Annotated in this window: 17 protein-coding genes; 12 read left to right on the top strand and 5 right to left on the bottom strand. The window is 45.0% G+C overall.

Translation table 11 applies throughout. The features are described from left to right. Positions 1-92: 92 nt before the first annotated feature. Genes ACVA54_RS03035 through ACVA54_RS03025 form a run of 3 tightly spaced genes read left to right on the top strand, consistent with a single transcriptional unit; the run spans position 93 to position 5,162 of the window. Entirely contained in the window at positions 93-749 is a 657-nt protein-coding gene (locus ACVA54_RS03035) for a TetR/AcrR family transcriptional regulator (RefSeq protein WP_099079674.1), read from the top strand. Continuing rightward, the gene (locus ACVA54_RS03030; protein ID WP_446649393.1) at positions 736-2,064 is read left to right on the top strand and encodes an efflux RND transporter periplasmic adaptor subunit; all 1,329 of its coding nucleotides are present in this window, start codon (positions 736-738) and stop codon (positions 2,062-2,064) included. The genes ACVA54_RS03035 and ACVA54_RS03030 overlap by 14 nt, the downstream gene beginning before the upstream one ends. After that, complete coding sequence (locus ACVA54_RS03025) at positions 2,061-5,162, top strand: efflux RND transporter permease subunit (protein WP_099079672.1); 3,102 nt, start codon at positions 2,061-2,063, stop codon at positions 5,160-5,162. The genes ACVA54_RS03030 and ACVA54_RS03025 overlap by 4 nt, the downstream gene beginning before the upstream one ends. A 445-nt stretch (positions 5,163-5,607) precedes the next feature. Here ACVA54_RS03025 and ACVA54_RS03020 read toward each other — a convergent pair whose 3' ends face one another. The 3 genes from ACVA54_RS03020 to ACVA54_RS03010 all read right to left on the bottom strand — a co-directional run bounded on the left by ACVA54_RS03020 (position 5,608) and on the right by ACVA54_RS03010 (position 10,498). Continuing rightward, complete coding sequence (locus tag ACVA54_RS03020; RefSeq protein ID WP_099079671.1) at positions 5,608-5,874, bottom strand: hypothetical protein; 267 nt, start codon at positions 5,872-5,874, stop codon at positions 5,608-5,610. 294 nt (positions 5,875-6,168) lie between these two features. Beyond that, positions 6,169-9,327, bottom strand: a complete 3,159-nt coding sequence (locus ACVA54_RS03015) for an efflux RND transporter permease subunit (protein ID WP_446649392.1) — start codon at positions 9,325-9,327, stop codon at positions 6,169-6,171. A gap of 13 nt (positions 9,328-9,340) precedes the next feature. After that, positions 9,341-10,498: an efflux RND transporter periplasmic adaptor subunit gene (locus tag ACVA54_RS03010; protein WP_099079669.1), complete on the bottom strand. Its 1,158-nt coding sequence runs from the start codon at positions 10,496-10,498 to the stop codon at positions 9,341-9,343. Positions 10,499-11,106: 608 nt separating this feature from the next. Here ACVA54_RS03010 and ACVA54_RS03005 point away from each other — a divergent pair. From ACVA54_RS03005 to ACVA54_RS02990, 4 genes are all read left to right on the top strand, one after another. After that, positions 11,107-12,624, top strand: coding sequence for a phospholipase D-like domain-containing protein (locus ACVA54_RS03005; protein ID WP_446619120.1), 1,518 nt, complete (start codon positions 11,107-11,109; stop codon positions 12,622-12,624). A gap of 113 nt (positions 12,625-12,737) precedes the next feature. After that, complete coding sequence (locus tag ACVA54_RS03000) at positions 12,738-13,325, top strand: class I SAM-dependent methyltransferase (protein WP_099079667.1); 588 nt, start codon at positions 12,738-12,740, stop codon at positions 13,323-13,325. 256 nt (positions 13,326-13,581) lie between these two features. Next, positions 13,582-14,433: a tetratricopeptide repeat protein gene (locus ACVA54_RS02995; protein WP_446619119.1), complete on the top strand. Its 852-nt coding sequence runs from the start codon at positions 13,582-13,584 to the stop codon at positions 14,431-14,433. Between the two features lie 9 nt (positions 14,434-14,442). Next, complete coding sequence (locus ACVA54_RS02990) at positions 14,443-14,838, top strand: DUF2391 family protein (protein ID WP_099079665.1); 396 nt, start codon at positions 14,443-14,445, stop codon at positions 14,836-14,838. 5 nt (positions 14,839-14,843) lie between these two features. On the opposite strand, the gene soxR is transcribed toward ACVA54_RS02990, so the two are convergent. Further along, on the bottom strand, positions 14,844-15,272 hold the full coding sequence (gene soxR / locus ACVA54_RS02985) for a redox-sensitive transcriptional activator SoxR (protein WP_099079664.1): 429 nt from the start codon (positions 15,270-15,272) through the stop codon (positions 14,844-14,846). A 550-nt stretch (positions 15,273-15,822) separates the two neighbouring features. Here soxR and fusA point away from each other — a divergent pair. After that, positions 15,823-17,847 carry an elongation factor G gene (fusA, locus tag ACVA54_RS02980; protein ID WP_099079663.1) on the top strand — a complete coding sequence of 675 codons (2,025 nt, stop codon included), beginning with the start codon at positions 15,823-15,825 and terminating at the stop codon, positions 17,845-17,847. 83 nt (positions 17,848-17,930) lie between these two features. On the opposite strand, the gene ACVA54_RS02975 is transcribed toward fusA, so the two are convergent. Next, the gene (locus tag ACVA54_RS02975) at positions 17,931-18,125 is read right to left on the bottom strand and encodes a hypothetical protein (RefSeq protein WP_099079662.1); all 195 of its coding nucleotides are present in this window, start codon (positions 18,123-18,125) and stop codon (positions 17,931-17,933) included. Between the two features lie 422 nt (positions 18,126-18,547). Between ACVA54_RS02975 and ACVA54_RS02970 the strand changes: the two genes are divergently transcribed. The 4 genes from ACVA54_RS02970 to ACVA54_RS02955 all read left to right on the top strand — a co-directional run bounded on the left by ACVA54_RS02970 (position 18,548) and on the right by ACVA54_RS02955 (position 22,480). Continuing rightward, entirely contained in the window at positions 18,548-19,537 is a 990-nt protein-coding gene (locus ACVA54_RS02970; RefSeq protein WP_099079661.1) for an ABC transporter substrate-binding protein, read from the top strand. An 88-nt stretch (positions 19,538-19,625) separates the two neighbouring features. Then, positions 19,626-20,525: an ABC transporter permease gene (locus tag ACVA54_RS02965; protein WP_099079660.1), complete on the top strand. Its 900-nt coding sequence runs from the start codon at positions 19,626-19,628 to the stop codon at positions 20,523-20,525. Next, positions 20,518-21,759 (top strand): quaternary amine ABC transporter ATP-binding protein, encoded by a 1,242-nt coding sequence (locus ACVA54_RS02960; protein WP_099079659.1) that lies wholly within the window; start codon positions 20,518-20,520, stop codon positions 21,757-21,759. The genes ACVA54_RS02965 and ACVA54_RS02960 overlap by 8 nt, the downstream gene beginning before the upstream one ends. Before the next feature lie 211 nt (positions 21,760-21,970). Then, positions 21,971-22,480, top strand: a complete 510-nt coding sequence (locus ACVA54_RS02955; RefSeq protein WP_446649391.1) for a copper resistance protein NlpE — start codon at positions 21,971-21,973, stop codon at positions 22,478-22,480. Positions 22,481-22,582 lie beyond the last annotated feature (102 nt).

The following is a 22,582-nucleotide window of genomic DNA, read 5'->3' as shown; positions in this document are numbered from 1 at the left end:
CACTTGATTAAATAATGATTAATTTTTCGCATGTCGTATAGAAAATCAGCGTCTTATAATTAATCATACGTTTAATATCTTGAGGATCAGCAGTGACACAAGCGTATCGGCGGGCAGGTAGACCCACCAACCAAATCGATGCACGTGAGAAGCTCATTTATCACGCCAGGGAACTGTTCACTATCATGGCTTATGATAAGGTCTCCACGCGACTTGTCGCGAAAAAAGCCGGAGTCAATGTCGCTATGATTCGATATTACTTTGGCAACAAAGAAGGGCTGTTCGAAACCATGTTGCGTGAGACGCTATCGCCGATGCAAAAGCAAATGCAGGCTTTGGTATCCGATAGCAGCGAAAAAAACTTCCTCGACTTGATGCGCACCTACTATCGCGAAATGATCAAGGTGCCACAGTTCCCACGCTTGATTTCTCAAGTCATGCATATGCCTCCTTCAGACACTCAACGTAAGCTATTAGAGAAAGTGTTTGCTGACATTAGCCAGCCGATGCAAGGGATCCTGTTCGACAAATTGGTTGATAGTGGCGTACTGCGTAAAGACGCCGATCCAAAACTCTGTCGTGTCTCTTACATTAGCTTAATGGTGTTCCCATTTATGGCACCACCCGCACTGCTTGCTATCCACGGTATTGAACTTAACGAGGACTTTCTCAACCGATTGTTTGAGCACAACATACAACTGATGAAACACGGATTTCTAGACTCGGGCGACCGCTATGAAAATGAATAAAAAGCTGCTGTTCTTTCCTGCTCTTGGGGTCGGGATCATCATTCTGTTTCTCGCTATTAACCTCAAGCCAGATCTGCCAGTAAAACCTACTAGAGACAGAGCAAGGTTGGTGGAAACCATTCCGTTGGAACTCCAAGCCATTGCCCCCGTTGCGATCGGATTTGGCAAAGTAGCACCAAAAGTCGAATGGAAAGCCATCGCGGAAGTCACGGGAAAAGTGGTTTACCGTCACCCACGCTTAGAAAAAGGTCAAGTACTGCAATCTGGTACTGAAATCCTTCGTATCGACCCTCTTGATTACGAACTCAAGCTAGTTCAAGCGCAAGCCGATCTCAAATCGGCGCAAACCTCCCTCGCAAAGTTGAATCAGGAAGAAGCCAACCTTAAAGCAACATTAAAGATTGAAGCTAATCGACTCAAAATCGCAAATAAGGAACTCGAGCGTAAGCAGAATTTACGTAAGAAAGGGCTAACATCTCAATCGGATGTCGATCAACAACAGCAAAACGCACTATCACAACGCAAGTTGGTTTTGGATATTGAGAATCAAATTGGCCTAATGCCAGATGAGAAAAAAGTCGCCCAAGCCCTCGTAAAAGTAAACGCATCCAAAGTCGATGAAGCAAAGCGCTCGTTGGATAAAACCCTCATTCAGTTGCCATACGATTTGCGTATCGCAGAAGTCGATATCGAGCAAAATCAAGTTGTTAATTTACAACAGATTATGGTGATAGCTCATGGCATCGATATCATGGAAGTGGAAGCACAGCTTTCGATCCATGATATGCAAACTCTGGCCGCTAGCATTGGCGAGTTTACCCGTGATGAATCAGGCATACCACAACCGGATACCGAATCTATCCATGCGTTTATTGAACTCAACAGCGGTAATCTCTCCGCTCACTGGCCAGCCAAAGTGGCACGAATCAGTGAAACCGTCGATCCCAGTCAAGCCACTGCAGGCGTCATCTTAGAAATCCAGCAAGATTATCGATCGCTGACCCCGACTTCTGCACCGCCTCTCGTCAATGGCATGTTTGTTCAAGCGCGTATTGAAGGTCAGGAAAACCCAAGTTGGGTGATCCCAGAGCGTGCGCTTCATGGTGATAAGATTTATCTCATGGGCGAAGATAACCGACTGCAAGTCGTTACCGTTGAAGTACTTTATCGTCGTGACAACCAAGTCGTGATTGATGGTGAACTAGAGCAAGGGCAAAAGTTGATCATTAATGACTTATTGCCTGCGATCAACGGCATGTTATTGAAAGAAGCGCCACAGCAGCCTGAAACGGTTATCGAGGAGTCTGATTTATGATTCGATTCTTCGTCAAACACCCTACTGCCGCAAACTTGTTGATGTTGACGCTGCTGGTTTTGGGTATCTCTTCTCTCTCTACCATCAAGCGAGAAACCTTTCCGGAATTTGATCCACCTTATATCATGGCTGGCGTGGTCTACCCTGGCGCATCCCCGCAAGAAGTAGAAGAAAGTATCTGTGTGCGCATGGAAGATGCCGTCGACGGGTTGGCCAATATTGAAGAAACGCAATGTGAGGCCATTGAAGGCTCCGCTCGTTTGATCTTAAAGTTAAATGAGAAAGCCGATATCGGACGCATGCTGGTCGATGTGCAAACTCAAATCAATTCAATTAATGACTTTCCTCAGGAGATTGAATCCCCCATGGTGCAGGAGTTGGATTGGAATGAGCCTGTCGTTGATGTCGCGATTACCGCAAATACCACTTGGCCGGAGCTGAAAGACTACGCCGAGCAGCTTAAACGGACGTTAAAGCGTGATTATGACGTTTCCCTTGTTGACGTTGCAGGCTTTTCCGATCACCAATATCGCATAGAACTGGATACACAAGCCATTCGTCAACTAGGGCTAAGTGTGGGTGATATTGCGACGCAAATTGGGCGTCAAAACGTCAAACTCCCTAGTGGTAATGTTGAAACGCCGGACAAGAACTTTCTGATCCGTTTTGATGAACGGCGTATTACCCCCGAAGCACTGGAAACGATTGTCGTCGGCTCTGGGCCAAATGGTTCCATCATTCGCCTACGAGATATCGCAACCATTACTGACCGTTTTGAGTTAGATGAACAAAAGATCCTCTTTGATGGTCATCCTTCCGCACTACTTAAAGTGAGTAAAAACAAAGAAGATGACGCGCTTAGAATCAAAGCGCGCGTGGTTCAATTTGTCGAGGAACAACAAGCCATTGCCCCTGATGGTGTTACGCTACAACTCACCAACGATCTCTCTTCCGTTCTTTGGGATCGCCTAACCATGATGGTGAAGAATGGTTGGCAGGGTATTGTATTAGTGTTTGCCACTATGTGGCTATTCTTCAGCTTTCGCTATTCCTTCTGGGTTGCCGCAGGATTACCCGTTGCCTTTTTGGGAGGCTTATTCTTAATGGCGCAGCTAGGACTATCCATTAATATTATGTCCTTGGTCGGTCTTCTTATGGCGATCGGTATTATGATGGATGACGCCATTGTGATAGCGGAATCCATTGCCTCCCACCTTGACCGTGGGGATGACATAGACAATGCGGTCATTAACGGGGTGAAAAAGGTACTCCCCGGTGTAATGTCCTCTTTTTTAACCACGGTATGTATCTTTGGCAGTTTACTGTTCTTAGACGGCGAGATGGGCGCCGTACTCAAGGCTGTGCCGCAAGTGTTGATATTGGTATTAACGCTTAGCTTGATTGAAGCGTTTTTGATTCTGCCAAATCACCTTTCACACTCACTACACAAACAAAAGCAAGACAAATCGACCGCTAAATTTAAGCAAAAACTGCTGGAACGTTTTGAGAACTTCCGTAATACAACCTTAGTAAATGCTGTCGACAAAGTAATTGTATATCGCTATGGCTTTATGGGCGGTGTCATCACTTTATTATTGATTTCAGCCTCAACGTTAATTGGTGGCATGCTCAAGTTCCAACCGTTTCCTGAGCTTGATGGTGATATCGCAGAGGCGCGTATTATTCTTCCCCCGGGCTCCTCACTATCTCAAACCGAGGCTGTGGTAGATAAGATAGTCGCATCCGCGCAAAAACTGGACAAAGAGTGGACGCAGAACGTCGAAAATGGCACTCCACTGGTTTTACACATTACCCGTCAGTTTAACACCAATGCCGACGCCAATGAGTCAGGCCCACACATTGCGACAGTACGCCTCGACTTGTTAGGAGCAGAAAGCCGTAACACTCTCATCGATGATTTCATTACGGCATGGCGCGAAGACATCGGTGAACTTGCCGATCCTATTTCTCTGGTATTCAAGCAACCCACAATGGGGCCTGGAGGAAGAGCAATAGAGATCCGCGCGAAACATGATGATCTAGAATCGCTGAAAGCCGCGTCCATTGATATTCAACAATACCTGAATGAGTTTGAAGGTGTGCACGGCATTTTGGATGACATGCGTATGGGTAAAGAAGAAGTATTAGTTAAATTACGCCCGGGAGCAGAAACATATGGGATCAATGGCCAATTGATTGCCAACCAACTTCGGGCAGCGTTCTTTGGCCAAACCGCAGATGAAATACAAGTTGGGGTCGAAAATATATCAATCGAGGTCCGTCTTGATAAGATTCAAGCCGGCGATTTACAGCAATTGGCAAACTTCCCCATTTTCTTATCAGATGGGAGCCAGATTCCATTAGCGACCATCGCCACGCTAGATTTCCAGCGTAATTATGTTCGTATTCAACGCATTGATGGCCTTCGTACCATCAGCGTTTTTGGGGATACCGACAATACTAAAGTCAACTCTACCGCCATCATTCGCCAATTCCAGCAACAAGAAGCACCGAAGTTAATGCAAAAATACCCTGGGTTACGTTTTGATTTCGAGGGTGAAGCAAAAGATACTGCAGAAACTGGGACCTCGATGGGTAAAGGTTTTTTGCTCGGTTTGTTTGGTGTCTTCGCGATACTAAGTTATCAGTTCCGTAGCTACCTCGAACCTTTTGTTGTCATGCTTGCGATCCCATTGGCTTTCATTGGCGTGGTGTGGGGGCACATACTACTCGGACACTCGCTCAGTATGCCAAGCATGATGGGCTTTGTCTCCCTAGCAGGTATTGTGGTTAATGATTCTATTCTGTTGGTGCAGTACATTCGGCACCACATAGATGAAGGCGATAGCGTTCATGACTCCGTAGTAAAAGCGAGCCGTGAACGTTTTAGAGCCGTATTTCTAACCTCAATGACAACGGCGGCAGGCTTGTTACCTCTGCTGACGGAAACTAGCTTACAAGCACAAGTGATCCAGCCCCTAGTTATATCGATCGTATTTGGTATTTTTGCATCAACACTACTTGTATTATTTATGATCCCGGCCGCTTACGCCATCCTGGCGGATTTTGGATTAGTTCATAAGCACGAAGAAATCTAGCCGTAGCACAAGCGCCCTTATCTAAACAGCGTCGTTTCCGTCGCTCTATGTTGTTTAGAGTTAAGGTTAAACACGATTAATTAACCATTAGGCAAGGGCAGTGTTGGCCTATACAGAAATATGAAAAATGCAGGTGTTAAAAGTTATATAACCAATGCATTTATGCCAACAGAATCATTAGCGATTGCATTATAAAAATAAGAACGAACACCACCAAAAATGAATAGACACCGGATATGGTGCCCTTTTTCGCCCGTGAAGGTTGTGCTTCACGGGCTTTTTCTGGCTACACCCCAAGTGGCGCACAAAAAAGCCAGCCCCAATTCGGCTGGCAAACAGAGCAACAAGGTCAACGTTTACTGCTATCTAAAGTTGAACTCGTATCGGATACGTCCTCATTGGTCACTCTTCCTTGCAACCAAATCAGAAACGCATTCTTCAGAGGTTACGACTTACTCGCCTCTGCCTCTTGGCACTTGATCTTTGCCAATTGTGCTTGCTGTTCTTTAATATGCTTAACAATACGCTCGTCACGCTCATCGATAGCATCCATGTTCATTTGTTGAATGTCCGCAACGGCCTCATGCTTCATCGTTTTGAATTCTTGACGCAAATCTGCACTCCACTCATCTCTGTCTAGAGTGTTAGCAGTAGCGATTGGTGATGACATTACAGCAATAAGACCTAGAGTAGAAAGAAATACGCTTTGCATAGTAAGCTCCTTAAGGGTTAGCAGTTCATTGGGTTGCACTTTATACTTTGCACATAGAGTGCCAACTTTTTATCCCTTAAATATCAATAATTTAACTTTATCAGTGATTTTTACCAACATCCTTGATGGCGAATTTCACACTATAGGCGTTAAATTAACCAGCGAAATTCATGAATAACTATCCATTCATACCGCTTATAGTATAGACCGTCTTTACTGACTCGCTTACCACCCATAAAAAAGCAGCCTAAAGGCTGCTTTGGAAAACTGGGTAACTCTGTAAGGAGCTAGCGGCTAGTTTTGTATGCTTTCTTTGCCAATAGCATCCGATTCTTCTTTCCCAAGCTTTTTGATAATTCGCGAAAAGAAGCGCTTGGTCGCGCGGAAAATATTTTTTATGTCTTCCAACATCAAATACAAACACGGTACCAAAATCAAAGTAAGTACGGTTGCAAACAACACCGCGAAGCCTAGTGCAACCGCCATCGGGATAACAAAGCGAGCTTGCAAACTGGTTTCGAACATAATAGGCAATACACCAGCAAAAGTGGTAATAGACGTTAGTGTGATCGCACGAAAACGCGCACAGCCCGCTTCTACGACTGCTTGTTTGATGCTCATGCCCTTTTCTCGAACTTGATTGACGTAATCAGTCATGACCAATGAATCATTAATAACAACGCCTGCGGCGGCTATCAGGCCAAAAGTCGACATCATACTGATATCCATGTCCAACCAGAAGTGCCCCCAAATCGCACCCGTTAAACTAAATGGAATGACGGACATGACAATCAACGGTTGGGTGTAACTCTTCAATGGTACCGCTAACAAGATGTACACAATGATCATGCCGGCGATAAAGAATATGATCTGTTCATTACGCTGGGCGGCCTGCTCTTCAATATCACCACCTAATTCCGTTTTTACGTTTGGGTACACTTTCTGAAGGTCTGGCAAGATATTCTTATCGATGATCTTAACCACTTCTTGCGGTTCAACCAACGCTTCATCAATCGAGCCATAAACATAAACTGTCTGATAACCGCCTTCACGACGAATGGTACTCACACCGGGTTGTTCACTGATGTTAACCACATCACCAAGCATTACTTTCTTGCCTGCGGGTGTGGTGATCACCGCATAACGCAACGATGAATATGCTTCTCGAGTCAGTTGTGGATAACGAACCATCACTTTGACCTCTTCGCCGTCACGAATAATTCGCTGCGCTTCGCCACCATAGAAGCTCCCACCTACTTGCTCTGCAATTATTGTGAGATCCAAACCAAGATCGTACGCGACGGGCGCAAGGGAAAGTAGAACTTCTTTGCTGCCAGAATCAATAGAAGAGGAGACATCGTACAGACCTTCTTCTTGCTGTAAGCGATCAATCAAATAGCGACCCGCTTCGTTGAGCTCACTAATATCTGAGCCAAACAACAAGTAACCAAATTCATCACGATCACCGCCACCACCACTTTGCTCACGGATTTTGAAGCTCTTCATCCCCGGGATCACTGGCATTGCTTCTCGCCAGCGCCTTGCAAGTTCAAAGGTATTGAATGGACGCAGTTCCTCATCGACTAACGGGACAAGAATTCGACCTTCAGTGCGACTACGATTGTAAGAAAGCACATCCCGAATCATCCCCTGGCCGTGTTCATTGATGGTCTGAGCCTCAATATCTTGCATCACTCCCTCAATGGTTTTTAGCGCACTGATGGTCTGTTCACTTGATACCGTATCGTTCATTTCGATCGTTATCGCCGGGAAATCCGTTGGTACTTTTGGATTTGGGATAACACGAACATGGTTAGAATTTACCAACGCGGCACTGACGAGCAACAAACCACAAAAGACCGCAAATACCGTCCAACGCCAGTGCGTACAAAGCGTCACAAAACGACGATAAGGACCATTGACGAAACCAAAGAAACGCTGGTTGAAGCGCTCACGCCAACTGCCAGGTTGAATGGGTTGAAAGTTGGTATGTGCTAGGTGGGCAGGCAGAATCAATTTCGATTCAATTAAGCTGAAGATCAAACACAGAATCACGACGCCAGCGATGCCGTAAAAGAAGGCGCCATCAATGCCGCTTGAAAGCAAAAATGGTGCGAATACCGCAATAGTGGTTAAAACACCAAACGTCGCCGGGGTTGCCACTCGTTTAACGCCGCGAACCACATTATCAACACCACCACCTTTTTCCTCAATTTCACTGTAAGCACTTTCACCAGTAACGATCGCATCATCAACGACAATGCCAAGCACCATAATAAAAGCAAACAACGAAATGATGTTCACCGTAATTCCGAGCGTAGGCATCAGCATAACCGCACCAAGGAAACACACAGGGAGACCGACCATGACCCACATCGCCAAACGGAAACGCAAGAAGATAGACAGCATGATCGCTACCAATGCCGCACCTTGCAATAGGTTCTTCAACATCATGTCGAGGCGACCATTAAGGTAATAGGTCATATCAACAAGAATTTTGAGCTGCATGTCATCTGGGAGTGTTTTATTCTTCGCCTCAATATAGTGATGAACCGATTCCGCCACTGGGATAATATTTTGATCTCGGGTCGCTTTCACTGCCATGTAAACCGCGTTTTGCCCGGAATACTCAAAGTAACGCTGCTCTTCAGTAAAACCGTCCTTGATCGTTGCAATATCTTGCAGCAACACCTTCGCACCATTCGCGCCTAACTTAACGGGAATGTTACGGAACTCATCGCCACGGTAGTACTGGTTTTCAATACGAACCGCGATCATACCTGAATTCGTTTTTACCTCACCCGCAGAAAAGTTAGCCGAATAGCGACGAATCGCATTACTGATGTCATTTAGCGTGAGGTCATACTTACGTAAGATCAAAGGATCGACCTCAATAGCAATCTCTTCTTCCGGTGCGCTTAACTCCACTAGCATGACGTTGTTCAGTTGCAATAGCTCATCTTCAACTTGCTTAGCGATCGGCTTGAGTTCTTCAAGTGGTCTATCTCCCACCAAACTCATTTCTATCACTTCCTGACGCCATTCCGCTTGGTAGACGTTCATCGGTTCCATGCCTGCTGGCAAGTTAGAAATGGTGTCGATACGTTGTTTTATGTCATCAAGAACGTCTTTAATGTCTGCATTCACGTCAACTTCAATCGACACATGAGCACTACCTCGAGAAGCACGCGCAACGGTCTTTTTGATACCCGTAACATCTTTAATCGACTCCTCGACTTTAACCAAAATGCTCTCTTCGATCTCTTGAGGAGAAGCCCCCGGATAAGCCGCACGCACGTTGATGTAGTTAATTTCGATATTCGGAAACATCTGGCGCTGGATGAATATGAAACTCACAATGCCCATAATGATAATGAACATCATCAACAAGTTCGCTGCCACAGAGTTATTGGCAAAGTAGGCAATGATGCCCTTTTGTTTAGTCTCTTCCATGATTGACTCCTACTTACTGCACGACGGTTTCGGAGTCGTTATTCTTTTTTGCGACTTGGACAACCATACCTTTCTGTGGGTACTCTGGCAGTGTCAGAACCAACTTATCAGATTGCTCTAAACCTTCACCAACGAGCAGAAACTCCCCTTCAGCACGAAGTACATTGACCACACGAGGCTGAAGCTCATTTTCACCGTTAACCACCCACACCGTGCGGTTTTTCACCAACTCTTGAGGAAGGCGATAGATATGTTTGAGCTCTTTACCCGTAAACCTAACCTCGACGTAAGAGCCAAATTTAATCGGTGCTTGGCTGTTATTCAAACCGTAAGGATCTTGAACTTGAATCACCATATTGATCATACGCGTTGCGCTGTCGATCATGCCCAAATCACGAACAACTTTACCTTCACGTGTCGTGGATAAAATCCCTTGCTGAGTAACCGTAGCATCAAGATCATCGATGGCTTCTGGCAGAAAGGCGCTATCGAAACCCGCAATCGGCACATGAATTTCCGCCACTTCGATATTATTCAGCGTTGCGACGCGCGTTCCTGAAGACACATATTGACCAACACCAATTTCACGCTCTACGACTAACGCATCGTATGGAGCGATCACTTCACAATTGTCTAAGTCACGATTAGCACGCTTAAGTGCTGCTTGTGCTGATTTGACCTGAGCTTGTGCACTCAGCACTTGGGGCTCACGTAAATAAAGGTCCGTCACCTGTTTGTCGCTGAGTTTTTTTGCTTGTCGCTTAGCAACTTCAGCTTTCGCTTGCTCTTCAATTAACTTCGCACGAGCACTTGCTAACCCGGCTTCAGCTTGTAATACCGCAGCCTCATAATTGTCACTTTCTATCGTGAACAACACTTCGCCGCGTTTAACGATTCCGCCCGTGACAAAGTTGGGGTGCCAACTGACCACCTCACCGCTGACTTGCGCTGCAAGGTGCGTTTTTTCGAAAGGAACCATCTCGCCGTGACTCGTGATGACAACCTTATGGTCAGTTGGGAAAAGAGAAGAAGTTTGCACCATTGGCTCAGTGACTGGGGTTTTCATCGACTCTTTTTCTGGGGCCGTCGCCGCGATCGCCGCGTAACCCGCATAAGAGCCACCAACGACGACGAGGGGTAAAAGCCAACGTAATACTGGTTTTGTTAACATCAAAAATCCTTTTTTATTGTTGTATTCACCTACCTGTCCCTCATTGTGATTAAGCGTTCAACCTTGTCAAAGAGCGTTCCGCTCAAAAACTTGACCACTCATCCCCGTGAACAATCGGTGAGATAGCTGCATCTGAAATAGACAATTTTATAAGAGAGCCGCACTGACACTTAGTTTGTGAACTTCAATCACAAAACGATGAACAGTAGATAACCTGTAAAATTAACAAATAATTAACCAACTACGCAAGTAACTCTCAATTACACTCCGACTTTATAGGCAAGGGGCATGCCAATAGCTTATTTATTTAAATTCAGCGACTTAGAACGACAACTGAATTTATTGCAGTTCACTATTAGTAATTACCGCCAATTATTAGTGATATTGACCACTCCTATGTGATACATAACTAAAAAAAATGATATTGTCCGTCTGAAAATAAACCAATACTCGATCCAAAGACCACTTTTGGGCTCTTGCTCACTCACGTCAAAACTCCAATTCAGTCACACCTCCGCTTATTACCAAAATGACATCTTGATATCTCACCAAGTGACTTTAAGTATATAATCAAAAGGTAAGACTGCATTTAAACAAGGAATTGTGCATTGCTACGTTCTCTCTCGAAAGCGCTATTTGGTTCTATGCTGATACTGATCTCCGCTTGCTCATCCATTCAACCGAGAGATCCAAGTGAAAAATCCACCAGCTTTCAATACGGCTATCAAGAAGACTCATCTCTCGCTAAGTTTTTCGGAAGCGACAATAGAGAACCAAAGACAGATACGGGATTTTACCCACTCAATCAAGGTCATGATGCCTTACTTGCTCGAATTGCATTAATTGAATCCGCCGGGAAAAGTTTGGATTTGCAGTACTACATCTACCGCAATGACGAAACGAGCCAACTGATCACATGGCGCCTGTACGAAGCCGCCCAACGTGGCGTACGTATTCGCCTTTTATTAGATGATATGCAAAAACGCAATGATGCTGGTATGGCCGAACTTAACGCGCACCCAAATATAGAAATCAGGCTGTTCAACCCGCACCAATATCGTGACGCTCGTCTGTTTGCCTTTGCCAATGACTTCGAACGCTTAAACCGCCGGATGCACAATAAGGCTCTGATTGCCGACAGCGTGTCAGCCATCGTTGGAGGCAGAAACATTGGTAATGAGTACTTTTCTTTTGAGTCCAACGTTGAATTTGGTGACTTTGATTTAATGCTTTATGGAGAGACCGTTCAGCAAACAGCTGATCAGTTCGATTTATACTGGAACAGCCTCTATGCCATACCAATGGAGTGGATTGTCCCTGGGTCAGAAAAAGTCAGCGATGAAATAATCCAAGCACAAGTAAAAAAACTGCAATTAAAAGAAAAGTTCTCAACCGGTACCTATAACTTTAAAGAATTAACGCTCTACCAAAAATTGCAACAAGGCACACTAAAGCTGTACTGGGGACGTGGCCGAGTCTGGTTTGATCTACCAGATAAAATCGCAACCCAAGAGAGCCAATTGGTGGACAATCTCAGCGAGCTTTTGGCAAGCATTGAGCACTCCTTTGTGCTGATTTCCCCTTACTTTGTCCCGACCGAATCCGGCACTAAAGCGCTAGCTGAAGCCGCGAAACGAGGTGTCAATATCACGATTATAACCAACAGCCTCGCTTCGAATGATGTTTTTGCGGTGCATGGGTGGTACGCAAAATACCGTAAAGATTTGGTTGAAGCTGGTATTCAGCTGTGGGAAGTCAAAGCCAGCGCAAGCATAAAAAACAAATGGAGTCTTACAGGCAGTAGCCGATCAAGTTTGCACGCCAAAGCCATGCTCATCGATGAGCATACCTTGTTTGTCGGTTCAATGAACTGGGATCCCCGCTCAGCAGAACTGAACACCGAAATGGCCGTAGTGATTGAACAACCTGAGTACGTGCAAGAGTCATTACATCAACTGCCACAGCAACTTAGAGCAAACGCTTATCAGATAATACTTAGGGATGGTGACATTGCTTGGCTAGATGTCACAACGGGTGAAACACTTCATTCCGAGCCTGAAGCGAGTGTTTGGCGAAAAATGGGCGCATGGTTTTCTGGCATATTACCCATTGAGGATCAGCTTTAACTCGGTCACATTGTGATTAAAACACCAGACATTCAAATCCAAAATTGTTTAGGCTAACGACAAACAGCGACTCACACATCCGTCGTACTCGCCGTAACAAGAAAGGAAACGCAATGTCCGCCGAATGGAATGAATACTACAAAAAAATCGCGACCCAACCACACCGACCGCAAGTTGAGCAAGCTCTAAAGCATCATTCACTATCGGACAAAATCGCCATTGACGCAGGCTGTGGCATTGGCAGAGATTCCCATTTTTTACTTAGCCAAGGTTTCGATGTCTTCGCCTTCGATCCCCACCCGAATGCCGTTGAAGCTTGCTTAAAACGCTTCGAAGGCATAAGGAAATACACGTTTAAGCAGGTGGAGTTTGCTGAATTTGACTACCCATCCTGCACGCTATTTATCGCCAGTGCGAGCCTATTCTTCTGCCCACAAGAACACTTCACACAGGTCTGGAAAAAAATAGACGCCTCATTACAACCCGGAGGGGTATTTTGTGGTGATTTTCTTGGCATCAAAGACTCTTGGGTCGATTCACAGCAGCATCCCAATTTAACGGCCCTGAGTAGACAACAAATCGAAACCTTGTTTGAGAACTATGACGTTGCCACGTTTCATGAACGAGATGAAGACGGCACCACTGCCGTAGGAAGCAACAAGCATTGGCATGTCTTTAGCGTTACTGCTGTCAAACGCTGATTATCGACCTCAGTAAAGGCATTGGGTATCCATGATACCGATGCTTTTATACCCTGAACTCCGGGTAAGGAAGTCTATGCTCGCTGAACCATGCATCTTGAGGTAAATAGAGCATATTCACATAACTAAGAACAAGGCATGGATAAGTCACAATACTTTATAACACAATAATTTTTGAGAGATTTTTGCTAAACCACATCTCGATTTGCTATGGTTTCAAGGATTCATCCTCAAATCCGACGCAAAAGGACGTTTTATGCGTACAGCTATCGCCATTTTTTTCGCCGCCCTCCTATCTTTCCAAACTTTCGCGTCAGAAGAGAAATATTCCGAGTCTGAATTATTAGACCGACCGCTTATGGAGCGTTACATACTCGATGAACTCAAATCGTTGCGTCAGGAGCAACAAGATTTAGAGCGGAGAATGATTGTCGAAATCACTGACCGCGAGTTAACCGTCGCCGACAAGTCATTAAACTATGCGAATGTGACCGTGACGTATTTCTTTTACATCATTGCCGGTGTCGCCTCTTTAATTGCGTTTGTCGGTTGGCAATCGCTCCGTGAATTCAAAAACAATACCACTGAAATGGCCGATAAGCGCTTAGAAAAGATCGCCCAAGAATACGAGAAAAAATTCTTGGCACTTGAACGTGATTTAAAACGTAAGACTCGTATCATCAGTGAAAATAATAAAGAGATTGAAAAAATTAATGAAATCCACAACTTATGGCTACGAGCACAAAGCTCTCAAACTCCAGAGCAGCGCATTGATATTTACGATGATATCTTACTGATTCGCCCTGGCGATTTAGAAGCGCTAACCTATAAAGCCGATGCTGCGATGGAAATTAAAGAATACCGCTGGGCATTAAGCTTATGTAACCGAGTTCTTGAAGTGGACAACACCAATGGGCCAGCGCTTTACCAACGAGCCTGTGCGTATTCCCGTCTCGGTATTGAAGAGCAGGCAATAGAAGATCTGGAACGTGCGATAGAAGCGAGCCCATCAATCCGAGATCTATTACCTGATGAACAAGATCTTGAACTACTTCACGGTAATGATCGCTTCGACCAGCTATTAAATAACAATCTACCCGAGCAGTGAAAATCCAGCATGAGTAGCCATTTCAATCTAGAAGACGCCAGCCAAGTACTTGTTGGTGCTTTTACTCTCGCCGTACCAATCTCATTCTCAGAAGAAGCATGGCGACTGGGCGAAAACCTGCCGATGTTTAACCTACTCATGCTGTTTAGCCTTTCGGTGCTATTTCTAGGATTTTTTGCCTACCAAAGTGTATTTCAAAGTAACATCAGAACTCGCATTTCAGTATTCATTTTCCGTGTCGTCATCGCTTATGTCATCGCAGCGGTCGTCGTCGCACTAGTGCTATTTTGCATCAACAAATTGCCGTTTATCACTGATCCATTCACTGCATTTAAACGTGTGATAGTCATCACTATGCCCGCATCGATGGGGGCAATAGTGGTCGATAGTTTTGATAAAGAGTAACGACCTCAGGTTAAATTGAGACTCGACCCAGACTGCTCGTTCCCCAGTACATCTTCCGGATTTCGTAACGCGCAAGTCTCCAGTGACAAGCAACCGCATCCAATGCAACTGCCCAAATCATTTTGTAACGCCTTCAACTTTTGAATTTTTTGTTCCAGTTGAGCGTGCCATTGGCTTGCCATGGTTTCCCATTGCGCCTTGTTCGGAGCTTGGTGCTTAGGTAGTTCTTCCAACGCTTGCTTGATCTCTTCCAACGACAAGCCTACTTGTTGCGCCGCTTTGATCACCGCCACGCGCCGTAACACACTGCGATGATAACGACGCTGGTTACCTTGATTGCGCCAACTTGAAATCAGCCCTCTTTGCTCATAAAAGTGCAGTGCCGATACCTTCACTCCTGATCGCTTAGCTACCTCGCCCACACTGATGTCCATCGCTCACTCCTTGCTTATTAGACAAATACCCTCAAATTGCCTTAAGGGTGAAAGAAAAATCAACTTAACATATTTTCGTACAATAAAAATTCGCTAATCCGTTCAAAGGAAAGCTTCATCGAAAGTTGCAATACTTAGCAACGAAAATAAGATCAGGGTGCGCAGCCTGTTCATGCAGAGTCACTTTGGCTTACACGCCTTCTAATCGATTGATGATAAAATCAATCTCCCTTCTTCCACGTTCAAGACTCTTTCGATAGCTCAAAGGCACAAATCGACGTGACATCAACAATTTCATGACCTAGATTAAAAAACGATCGCTTTCAGCATGAAATAAATCACACAATTTCTGTGGTTATTGCGACATACTAATAGTCAAGAAACCTCTCAATGCTATTTTCAGCAAGGTGGTGGTATGCACAGAGTCATTCGCAAAATGACGTGGAAGACGAACAGGCGGTAAACCCGCCTACTCCAATGCAGTTCGTGACCTGCTCACAGGTTAATCTTTGAATCGCTCGGTTCTGTACGTTATTTGCAAGGAGGCTCTATGCCTATCAATAAAATCCGCAACATCGCCTTTGTCGGTCAAACCGGTACCGGTAAAACGACACTGATCGAAAAACTACTCTATACCTGTCAAGCCACCAATCACCTCGGGAGCGTGGAAAACGGCGACACAGTCACCGACTTCGACCCACAGTCTATCCAATATCAACACAGTATCGAAGCCACTCCCGTCAGCCTAAGTTGGAATAAACACCGTCTCAATATTATCGATACTCCAGGACAGAGTGAATTACTTGGACGAACGATCAGTATTTACCCGGCCGTTGAAACCTCCGCATTGATCATCGATCCACAAGCGCCTATCAACCAAACCTCTGACCGTTTATTTGCTTTCGCCAAAGAGCAGAAAAAGTGTCAAATGATCATCATCAACAAGCTTGATAATCATGGCAACCAACTTGAAGCCCTGATGGATAGTATCCTTGGCCATTTTGGTGATAATTGCCTACCAATTAACTTACCTTCCGCTGATGGCCAGTCCGTCGTCGATTGCTACTTTGAACCAGAAGTTGAACGTGAAACGCTGCTTGCGAGTGTGGCAGACACGCACGAGACGTTGATAGACCAAGTTATCGAAGTCGATGAAGAATTGATGGAATTGTACCTTGAGCAAGGATCCGAACTCACGCCAGAACAGCTACACGATCCCTTTGAAGAAGCACTCAGAACGGGACACGTAGTACCGATTTGTTTTGTATCGGCTGAGACAGGCGCAGGCGTAGAGCTTTTGTTAAGAACCTTAGCCGAAATCATGCCAATGCCAAATGAAGGTAACCCGCCACTATTAGAAAAAAATGGTCAGAAGGTCAAGGTAAACTGCGACACTCTCGAGCATAGCGTGGCACACGTCTACAAGATCACCGTTGACCCATACATGGGTAAACTCGCCTATCTGCGCGTTTACCAAGGGGAGATTAATACAGGCAGCCAACTGTACATAGGTGAAAACAACAAAGCGTTTAAAGTTGGCCATTTGTACCAATTGCAAGGCAAAGACCGTACAGAAATTCCTAGGGCTCTCGCGGGGGACTTTTGCGTACTCGCAAAAGTGGATGAACTTGAGTTCGATGCCATTGTACATGACTCCCATGAAGAAGACGGTGTCAAGCTTAAGACATTAAATTTCCCAGATTCGATGTACTCATTGTGCCTTAAACCGGTGAAACGTGGTGATGAACAGAAACTCGGTGACGTGCTGAATAAAATCGCCAGTGAAGACCCATCATTGCGTATCGAACATCGTGCACGTACTAATGAAACCATCATCAGTGGACAAGGTGAATTCCACCTCAAAGTAGCGCTTGAGAAAATGTCCAGCGTCTATAAGTTGGAAGTCGAAACCAGTCAGCCAAGCGTAGAATACTTCGAAACCATCACCAAGCCCGCTGAAGGCCATTACCGACACAAGAAACAGAGTGGCGGCGCTGGTCAGTTTGGTGAGGTTCAATTACGAGTTCGTCCGTTAGAGCGTGGGGCAGGCTTTCAGTTCATCAATAAAGTCGTTGGAGGGTCGATTCCAACCTCTCTGATCCCTGCGGTTGAAAAAGGCATTGTCCAAGCTCTAGAAGAGGGAGCGATCTCAGGAAATCCTATCAAAGATGTAGAGGTCACCGTTTATGATGGTAAGTACCATTCCGTTGACTCCAAAGAGATTGCATTTGTCATCGCAGGCAAAAAAGCGTTTTTAGATGCCATCAATAATGCCGCTCCTATCGTGCTTGAGCCTATTGTTCAGATGGAACTGCATATTCCAACCTCCAATGTTGGTGACGTATCCGGTGACCTATCTGGCAATCGAGGACTCATTGAAGGAACAGAGCCGATTGATAATAACTTCACCATGTTAAGGGCTAAATCTCCGGCCAATGAGCTTCAAGATTACGCTCGCCGCTTGCGTTCGATTACTGGTGGGGAAGGCAGTTTCAATATGATACTGAGTCATTACGAACCGGCTCCTCCGGCAATACAAAAGCAAGTTTGTCAGGGAACCACTCAACAAAACTAGAACGTCTTGATAAACCTAAAAAATGCGCCCTCGACATGAGGGCGTTTGGTTTCTACTGAGTCCAAAAGACATCATATTGAGTGTTACTTATCTAGCGATAATCCAATCTGACTGACCTTATTTTCAAATGCTTCAATACTATCCGCTTGGTAAGTCGGTGAACCATTAAAGTAACGCGGCTTTTCAGGTAGCATCGCATTCTTTAGCTCAATTTCTTGCTCTGCATTATCATGATAAACCGTTACTCGATTTGGGATGTCCTGTTTCAATACAGCCATTTTGGCTCTCCTTTGCTAAAACGAATTTAAAGCGTAGAAGTCGTCCAAGAATATGCAAAACGTTGTTATTCATAATTAGAGATTATCGACAGTTTTCATCTCACTTGAGCTCTCACGTCGAATAGCACATACACATCTTTCTATCTGAGTCTCATGCCAATAACTTAGCTTGCAAAAAAAGCGAACCAACCACACATTGATTAGACTTCAAACCATGCCAACCACACTAACATCAAATTGCCATGCTATGAGTCAAAACAAAAACATGAGAAATTCCATTTTCATTAGTAATTAATGTCGCAATTTTACACTACTGTTCATATTACCTAACAAAATCAGATCTCTTACGTAGAGGTTATTAATTTGAACACTAATAATTAATTCGTTAATATTATTAAGACAATTAGAGAAGGAAACTCAAAATGAATTACAAAACACCCTTACTATTAGCGGTTGGTGCACTGGCGACCAACGCAAATGCAAGCGAGTGTGGAACGGTCACAATTGCAGATATGAACTGGAACTCGGCAACTCTGATTGCCAATGTAGACCGCTTTATTCTAGAACACGGCTACGGCTGTGATGCTGAACTTATCCCAGGCGACACCATGCCAACCGGCACTTCAATGATTGAAAAGGGTCAGCCCGATGTCGCTCCAGAACTGTGGAGTAATAGTCTCAAAGACGCGCTCGACAAAGGTGTTGCAGAAAAACGCCTTCGCTACGCTGGTAAAGCGTTGGTTGATGGCGGCGAAGAAGGTTTTTGGGTACCAGCCTATCTAGTAAAACAATACCCAGAAATCAAAACCATTGAGGGCGTAAAAAAACACGCGAAACTATTTTCTCATCCAGAAGACAAAGACAAATCTGCGTTTTACAGCTGCCCTGCTGGTTGGAACTGTCAAATCAGTGCAGGCAACCTATTCAAAGCAATGGATCTGGAAAAATCGGGCTTTGACATCATTGATCCAGGCTCAAGTGCGGGGCTTTCTGGTTCGATAGCGAAAGCTTACGAGCGTGAGCAAGCTTGGTTTGGTTACTACTGGGCACCGACAGCGGTTCTCGGCAAATACAACATGGTGAAAGTCGACTTTGGTAGCGGTGTTAACTTAGATGAGTTCGTAAACTGCACCACTCAAGCGGAATGTGACTCCCCAAAACCAACCATGTACCCACCTTCACCAGTTCATACGATCACAACTGAAGAGTTTGCTTCACGCTCTCCAGCTGCTTACAACTACTTCACTAAACGAGGTTTCACTAACGCGGACATGAACGAGCTATTGGCTTGGATGGAAGACAATCAAGCAGACGGTGAAGAAACCATGTTCCATTTCCTAGAAAATTACCCACAAATCTGGACGGCATGGGTACCACAAGATGTCGCGAAACAAGTGCAAAGCGCACTGTAAGACTTAGACGTTACGTAAACGGTACTGGAATACCGTATTTGTTGTATACCGAGGTTCAGGTGAACCTCGGTAAGAAAAGGAAGTAAACATGTCTGACTCGAATTGGCTTAGCGAATTTCCAGAAATGGAACGCTCAGATCTCAGAGCCATCCGTAAAACTTTAGATGGTGCCTACCGCGATTTTTCTCGCGAATACGGCGACCTAATTGAATCACTCTTCGACCCTCTTCTCTCATTTCTTGTTTGGTTCGAAAAACTCCTGATTTCCACACCATGGGTTATCACTCTTGGCGTCTGCGTAGCGTTAGTGTATGCCGCAAGTCGTTCTTGGAAGCTCGCTGTCGCCTGTTTTGGTTCATTACTACTGATTGGCTATTTCGGCATGTGGGAAGACACCATGCGAACCCTTAGTATCATTACCGTCTGTACCATGCTCGCCATTGTACTCGGAATACCGATCGGCATCGCGATGGCACGCTCGAATCGAATTCAATCTATTGTCACGCCGCTATTGGACGTAATGCAAACCATGCCTGCTTTCGTATACCTGATTCCTGTGGTTATGCTGCTAGGCATCGGGAAAATTCCAGGCTTGATTGCTGTGGTTATTTATGCAATTCCACCCGTAATTCGATTAACCAATCTAGGTATTCGCCTAGTTGATAAAGAAGTACTCGAAGCCGCGACCGCTTTTGGTGCAAGTAAAAAGCAGCGCCTTATGGGCGTACAACTCCCATTGGCAATGCCAACCATCATGGCCGGTATCAACCAGACTATCATGATGGCGCTTTCTATGGTTGTGATTGCATCTATGATCGGTGTAAAAGGCTTAGGGCAACCAGTATTGAAGTCCATCACTAATCAGTACTTCACTCTCGGTCTACTTAACGGTTTGGCCATCGTAGCATTGGCGATCTTGTTTGATCGCGCCTCTCAAGCCTATGCTAAAAGAACTCAAGCTCACTTAGGAGATCTCAAACATGACTAAGCCACTTATTGAAATCAGCGGCCTGTACAAGATCTTCGGTCCAAAACCAAACTCTGTCGTGGAGAGAGTAAAATCTGGTCAAAGTAAAGATCAAATATTAGCAGAAACAGGGCACACCGTTGGCTTAAAAGACATCAATCTGAAAATCAACAAAGGCGAAATTTTCGTCATTATGGGATTATCAGGTTCTGGAAAATCCACCATGATTCGTCACTTCAACCGTCTGATTGACCCGACTATGGGGCAAATTTTAGTTGAAGGCGTCGATGTAATGCAGCTTTCCACCGCTGAGCTTGAAGAGTTCCGCCGCAATAAAATGTCGATGGTATTTCAGCGTTTTGGGCTGCTTCCGCATCGTACCGTCATTGATAACGTTGCCTACGGTCTTGAAATTCAAGGTTTTAAAAAGGAAGAGCGCTTAGCAAAAGCCAATGAATGGCTAGAAACGGTTGGTTTGACGGGTTACGGAAATCAATACCCTGCACAGCTTTCTGGTGGTCAACAGCAACGTGTGGGCTTAGCTCGAGCACTGGCAACTGATGCTGAAATTCTGTTAATGGATGAAGCGTTCTCAGCGCTCGATCCGTTAATCCGTAGTGAAATGCAAGATCAATTGATTGAACTCCAGGAAAAGCTGCACAAAACCATCATCTTCATTACGCATGACCTTGATGAAGCACTGCGTCTAGGCGACCAAATCGCCATCCTGAAAGATGGTGAGCTTGTTCAGCAAGGCTCTCCTGATGAGATTCTGCTCCATCCTGCTGACGAGTACGTAGAGGCATTCGTTAAAGATGTAAACCGCGCCCGTGCTCTTACTGTTGAGACCGTCATGCAGCCTCCTGCCTACCGCATTACTGCAACAACGATTGAAGAAGCGTTAGTCGAAATGAAGCGTGTGAAGCAAGATTATGCTTACCATGTCACTGACGATGGCTATCAAGGTGTTGTGACCAAAGAGAGCTTATTGGACGCTGCGAAGGACAGCACAACTCAAGAAATTGATAAAGAGATTTACGAACACGTACCCGTGATCTCACCGGACTCCGTTATAGAGCACGTGTTACCAGAGACCATGTCTTGTGACTACTCACTGCCTGTGGTCGATAATGAGGGTAACCTACAAGGTGAGCTAGAACGAAGTGCCGTCGCGGAAATCTTTACTGATGACGTAAGTCAACATGCACAGAAAAAAGAAGCAAAAAAGCCACCAAGAATGGATAAAGCATCCTAACCCCTGACGAAAGGCTCATCATTGATGAGCCTTTTTCGATTGACTTACACGTTCTCATCATCCACCAGCGGCCTCATCTATTTTGTTGCATTTTTACGACTGATGCTCTGCTTTGACATAATTGGATCAATAGCTTGCGTAATTCTGACGCAGGTTTCTTATACCGTTCTATTATTAAAATCATGCCCTAATTGATTCATAGAGGATTAAAATGAAAAAGACATTGTTAGCATTAAGCTGTGCGGTATTTATTTTGGCCGGTTGTCAGGACGAAAAACCAGCAGACACCACTACCGTTGATGTCCCTCAAGCAACAGAAACTGAAACCACCCTTAACGCAACACCGATCGAAGAAGAGCAAGTGATCGCCGAAGAAACATTGGTAGATTCGGCACACAATGCACAAAACGCCTTAGATTGGGATGGCACTTACCAAGGAATACTGCCTTGTGCCGATTGCGAAGGCATTGAAACGACCTTGACCCTAAATCCAGATGGCAGCTACACGCTAGTACAAGTATATAAAGGCAAAGAAGGCAATCAATTTAACTCTGATGGTCAATTTACTTGGAATCAAGCCGGTAATACCGTCACTCTAATCGACGAAGAGGCGCCAAACCAATATTTCGTTGGCGAGAACATACTAATGAAATTAGATATGAATGGGGAAAAAGCCACGGGCGATCTTGCGTCGTCCTATAACCTAAGCAAGCAACAATAAGACGTTCACTTTTCTTCACGTCTTAACCACACAATCCGAGCCTTGCGCTCGGATTTCTGTCTCCCACCTCTGAATAGTGTTCAAGATTTTTCATCGTTTAAG

The organism is Vibrio sp. PNB23_22_6, assembly GCF_052877535.1.
This window is presented reverse-complemented; position numbering and strand designations above follow the sequence as displayed.

Coding starts and splice junctions, on each gene's coding strand:
- ACVA54_RS03030 (WP_446649393.1), top strand. CDS start 736: ATGAAAATGAATAAAAAGCTGCTGTTCTTTCCTGCTCTTGGGGTCGGG.
- ACVA54_RS03025 (WP_099079672.1), top strand. CDS start 2,061: ATGATTCGATTCTTCGTCAAACACCCTACTGCCGCAAACTTGTTGATG.
- ACVA54_RS03020 (WP_099079671.1), bottom strand. CDS start 5,874: ATGCAAAGCGTATTTCTTTCTACTCTAGGTCTTATTGCTGTAATGTCA.
- ACVA54_RS03015 (WP_446649392.1), bottom strand. CDS start 9,327: ATGGAAGAGACTAAACAAAAGGGCATCATTGCCTACTTTGCCAATAAC.
- ACVA54_RS03010 (WP_099079669.1), bottom strand. CDS start 10,498: ATGTTAACAAAACCAGTATTACGTTGGCTTTTACCCCTCGTCGTCGTT.
- ACVA54_RS03000 (WP_099079667.1), top strand. CDS start 12,738: ATGTCCGCCGAATGGAATGAATACTACAAAAAAATCGCGACCCAACCA.
- ACVA54_RS02995 (WP_446619119.1), top strand. CDS start 13,582: ATGCGTACAGCTATCGCCATTTTTTTCGCCGCCCTCCTATCTTTCCAA.
- ACVA54_RS02990 (WP_099079665.1), top strand. CDS start 14,443: ATGAGTAGCCATTTCAATCTAGAAGACGCCAGCCAAGTACTTGTTGGT.
- soxR (WP_099079664.1), bottom strand. CDS start 15,272: ATGGACATCAGTGTGGGCGAGGTAGCTAAGCGATCAGGAGTGAAGGTA.
- fusA (WP_099079663.1), top strand. CDS start 15,823: ATGCCTATCAATAAAATCCGCAACATCGCCTTTGTCGGTCAAACCGGT.
- ACVA54_RS02975 (WP_099079662.1), bottom strand. CDS start 18,125: ATGGCTGTATTGAAACAGGACATCCCAAATCGAGTAACGGTTTATCAT.
- ACVA54_RS02970 (WP_099079661.1), top strand. CDS start 18,548: ATGAATTACAAAACACCCTTACTATTAGCGGTTGGTGCACTGGCGACC.
- ACVA54_RS02965 (WP_099079660.1), top strand. CDS start 19,626: ATGTCTGACTCGAATTGGCTTAGCGAATTTCCAGAAATGGAACGCTCA.
- ACVA54_RS02960 (WP_099079659.1), top strand. CDS start 20,518: ATGACTAAGCCACTTATTGAAATCAGCGGCCTGTACAAGATCTTCGGT.
- ACVA54_RS02955 (WP_446649391.1), top strand. CDS start 21,971: ATGAAAAAGACATTGTTAGCATTAAGCTGTGCGGTATTTATTTTGGCC.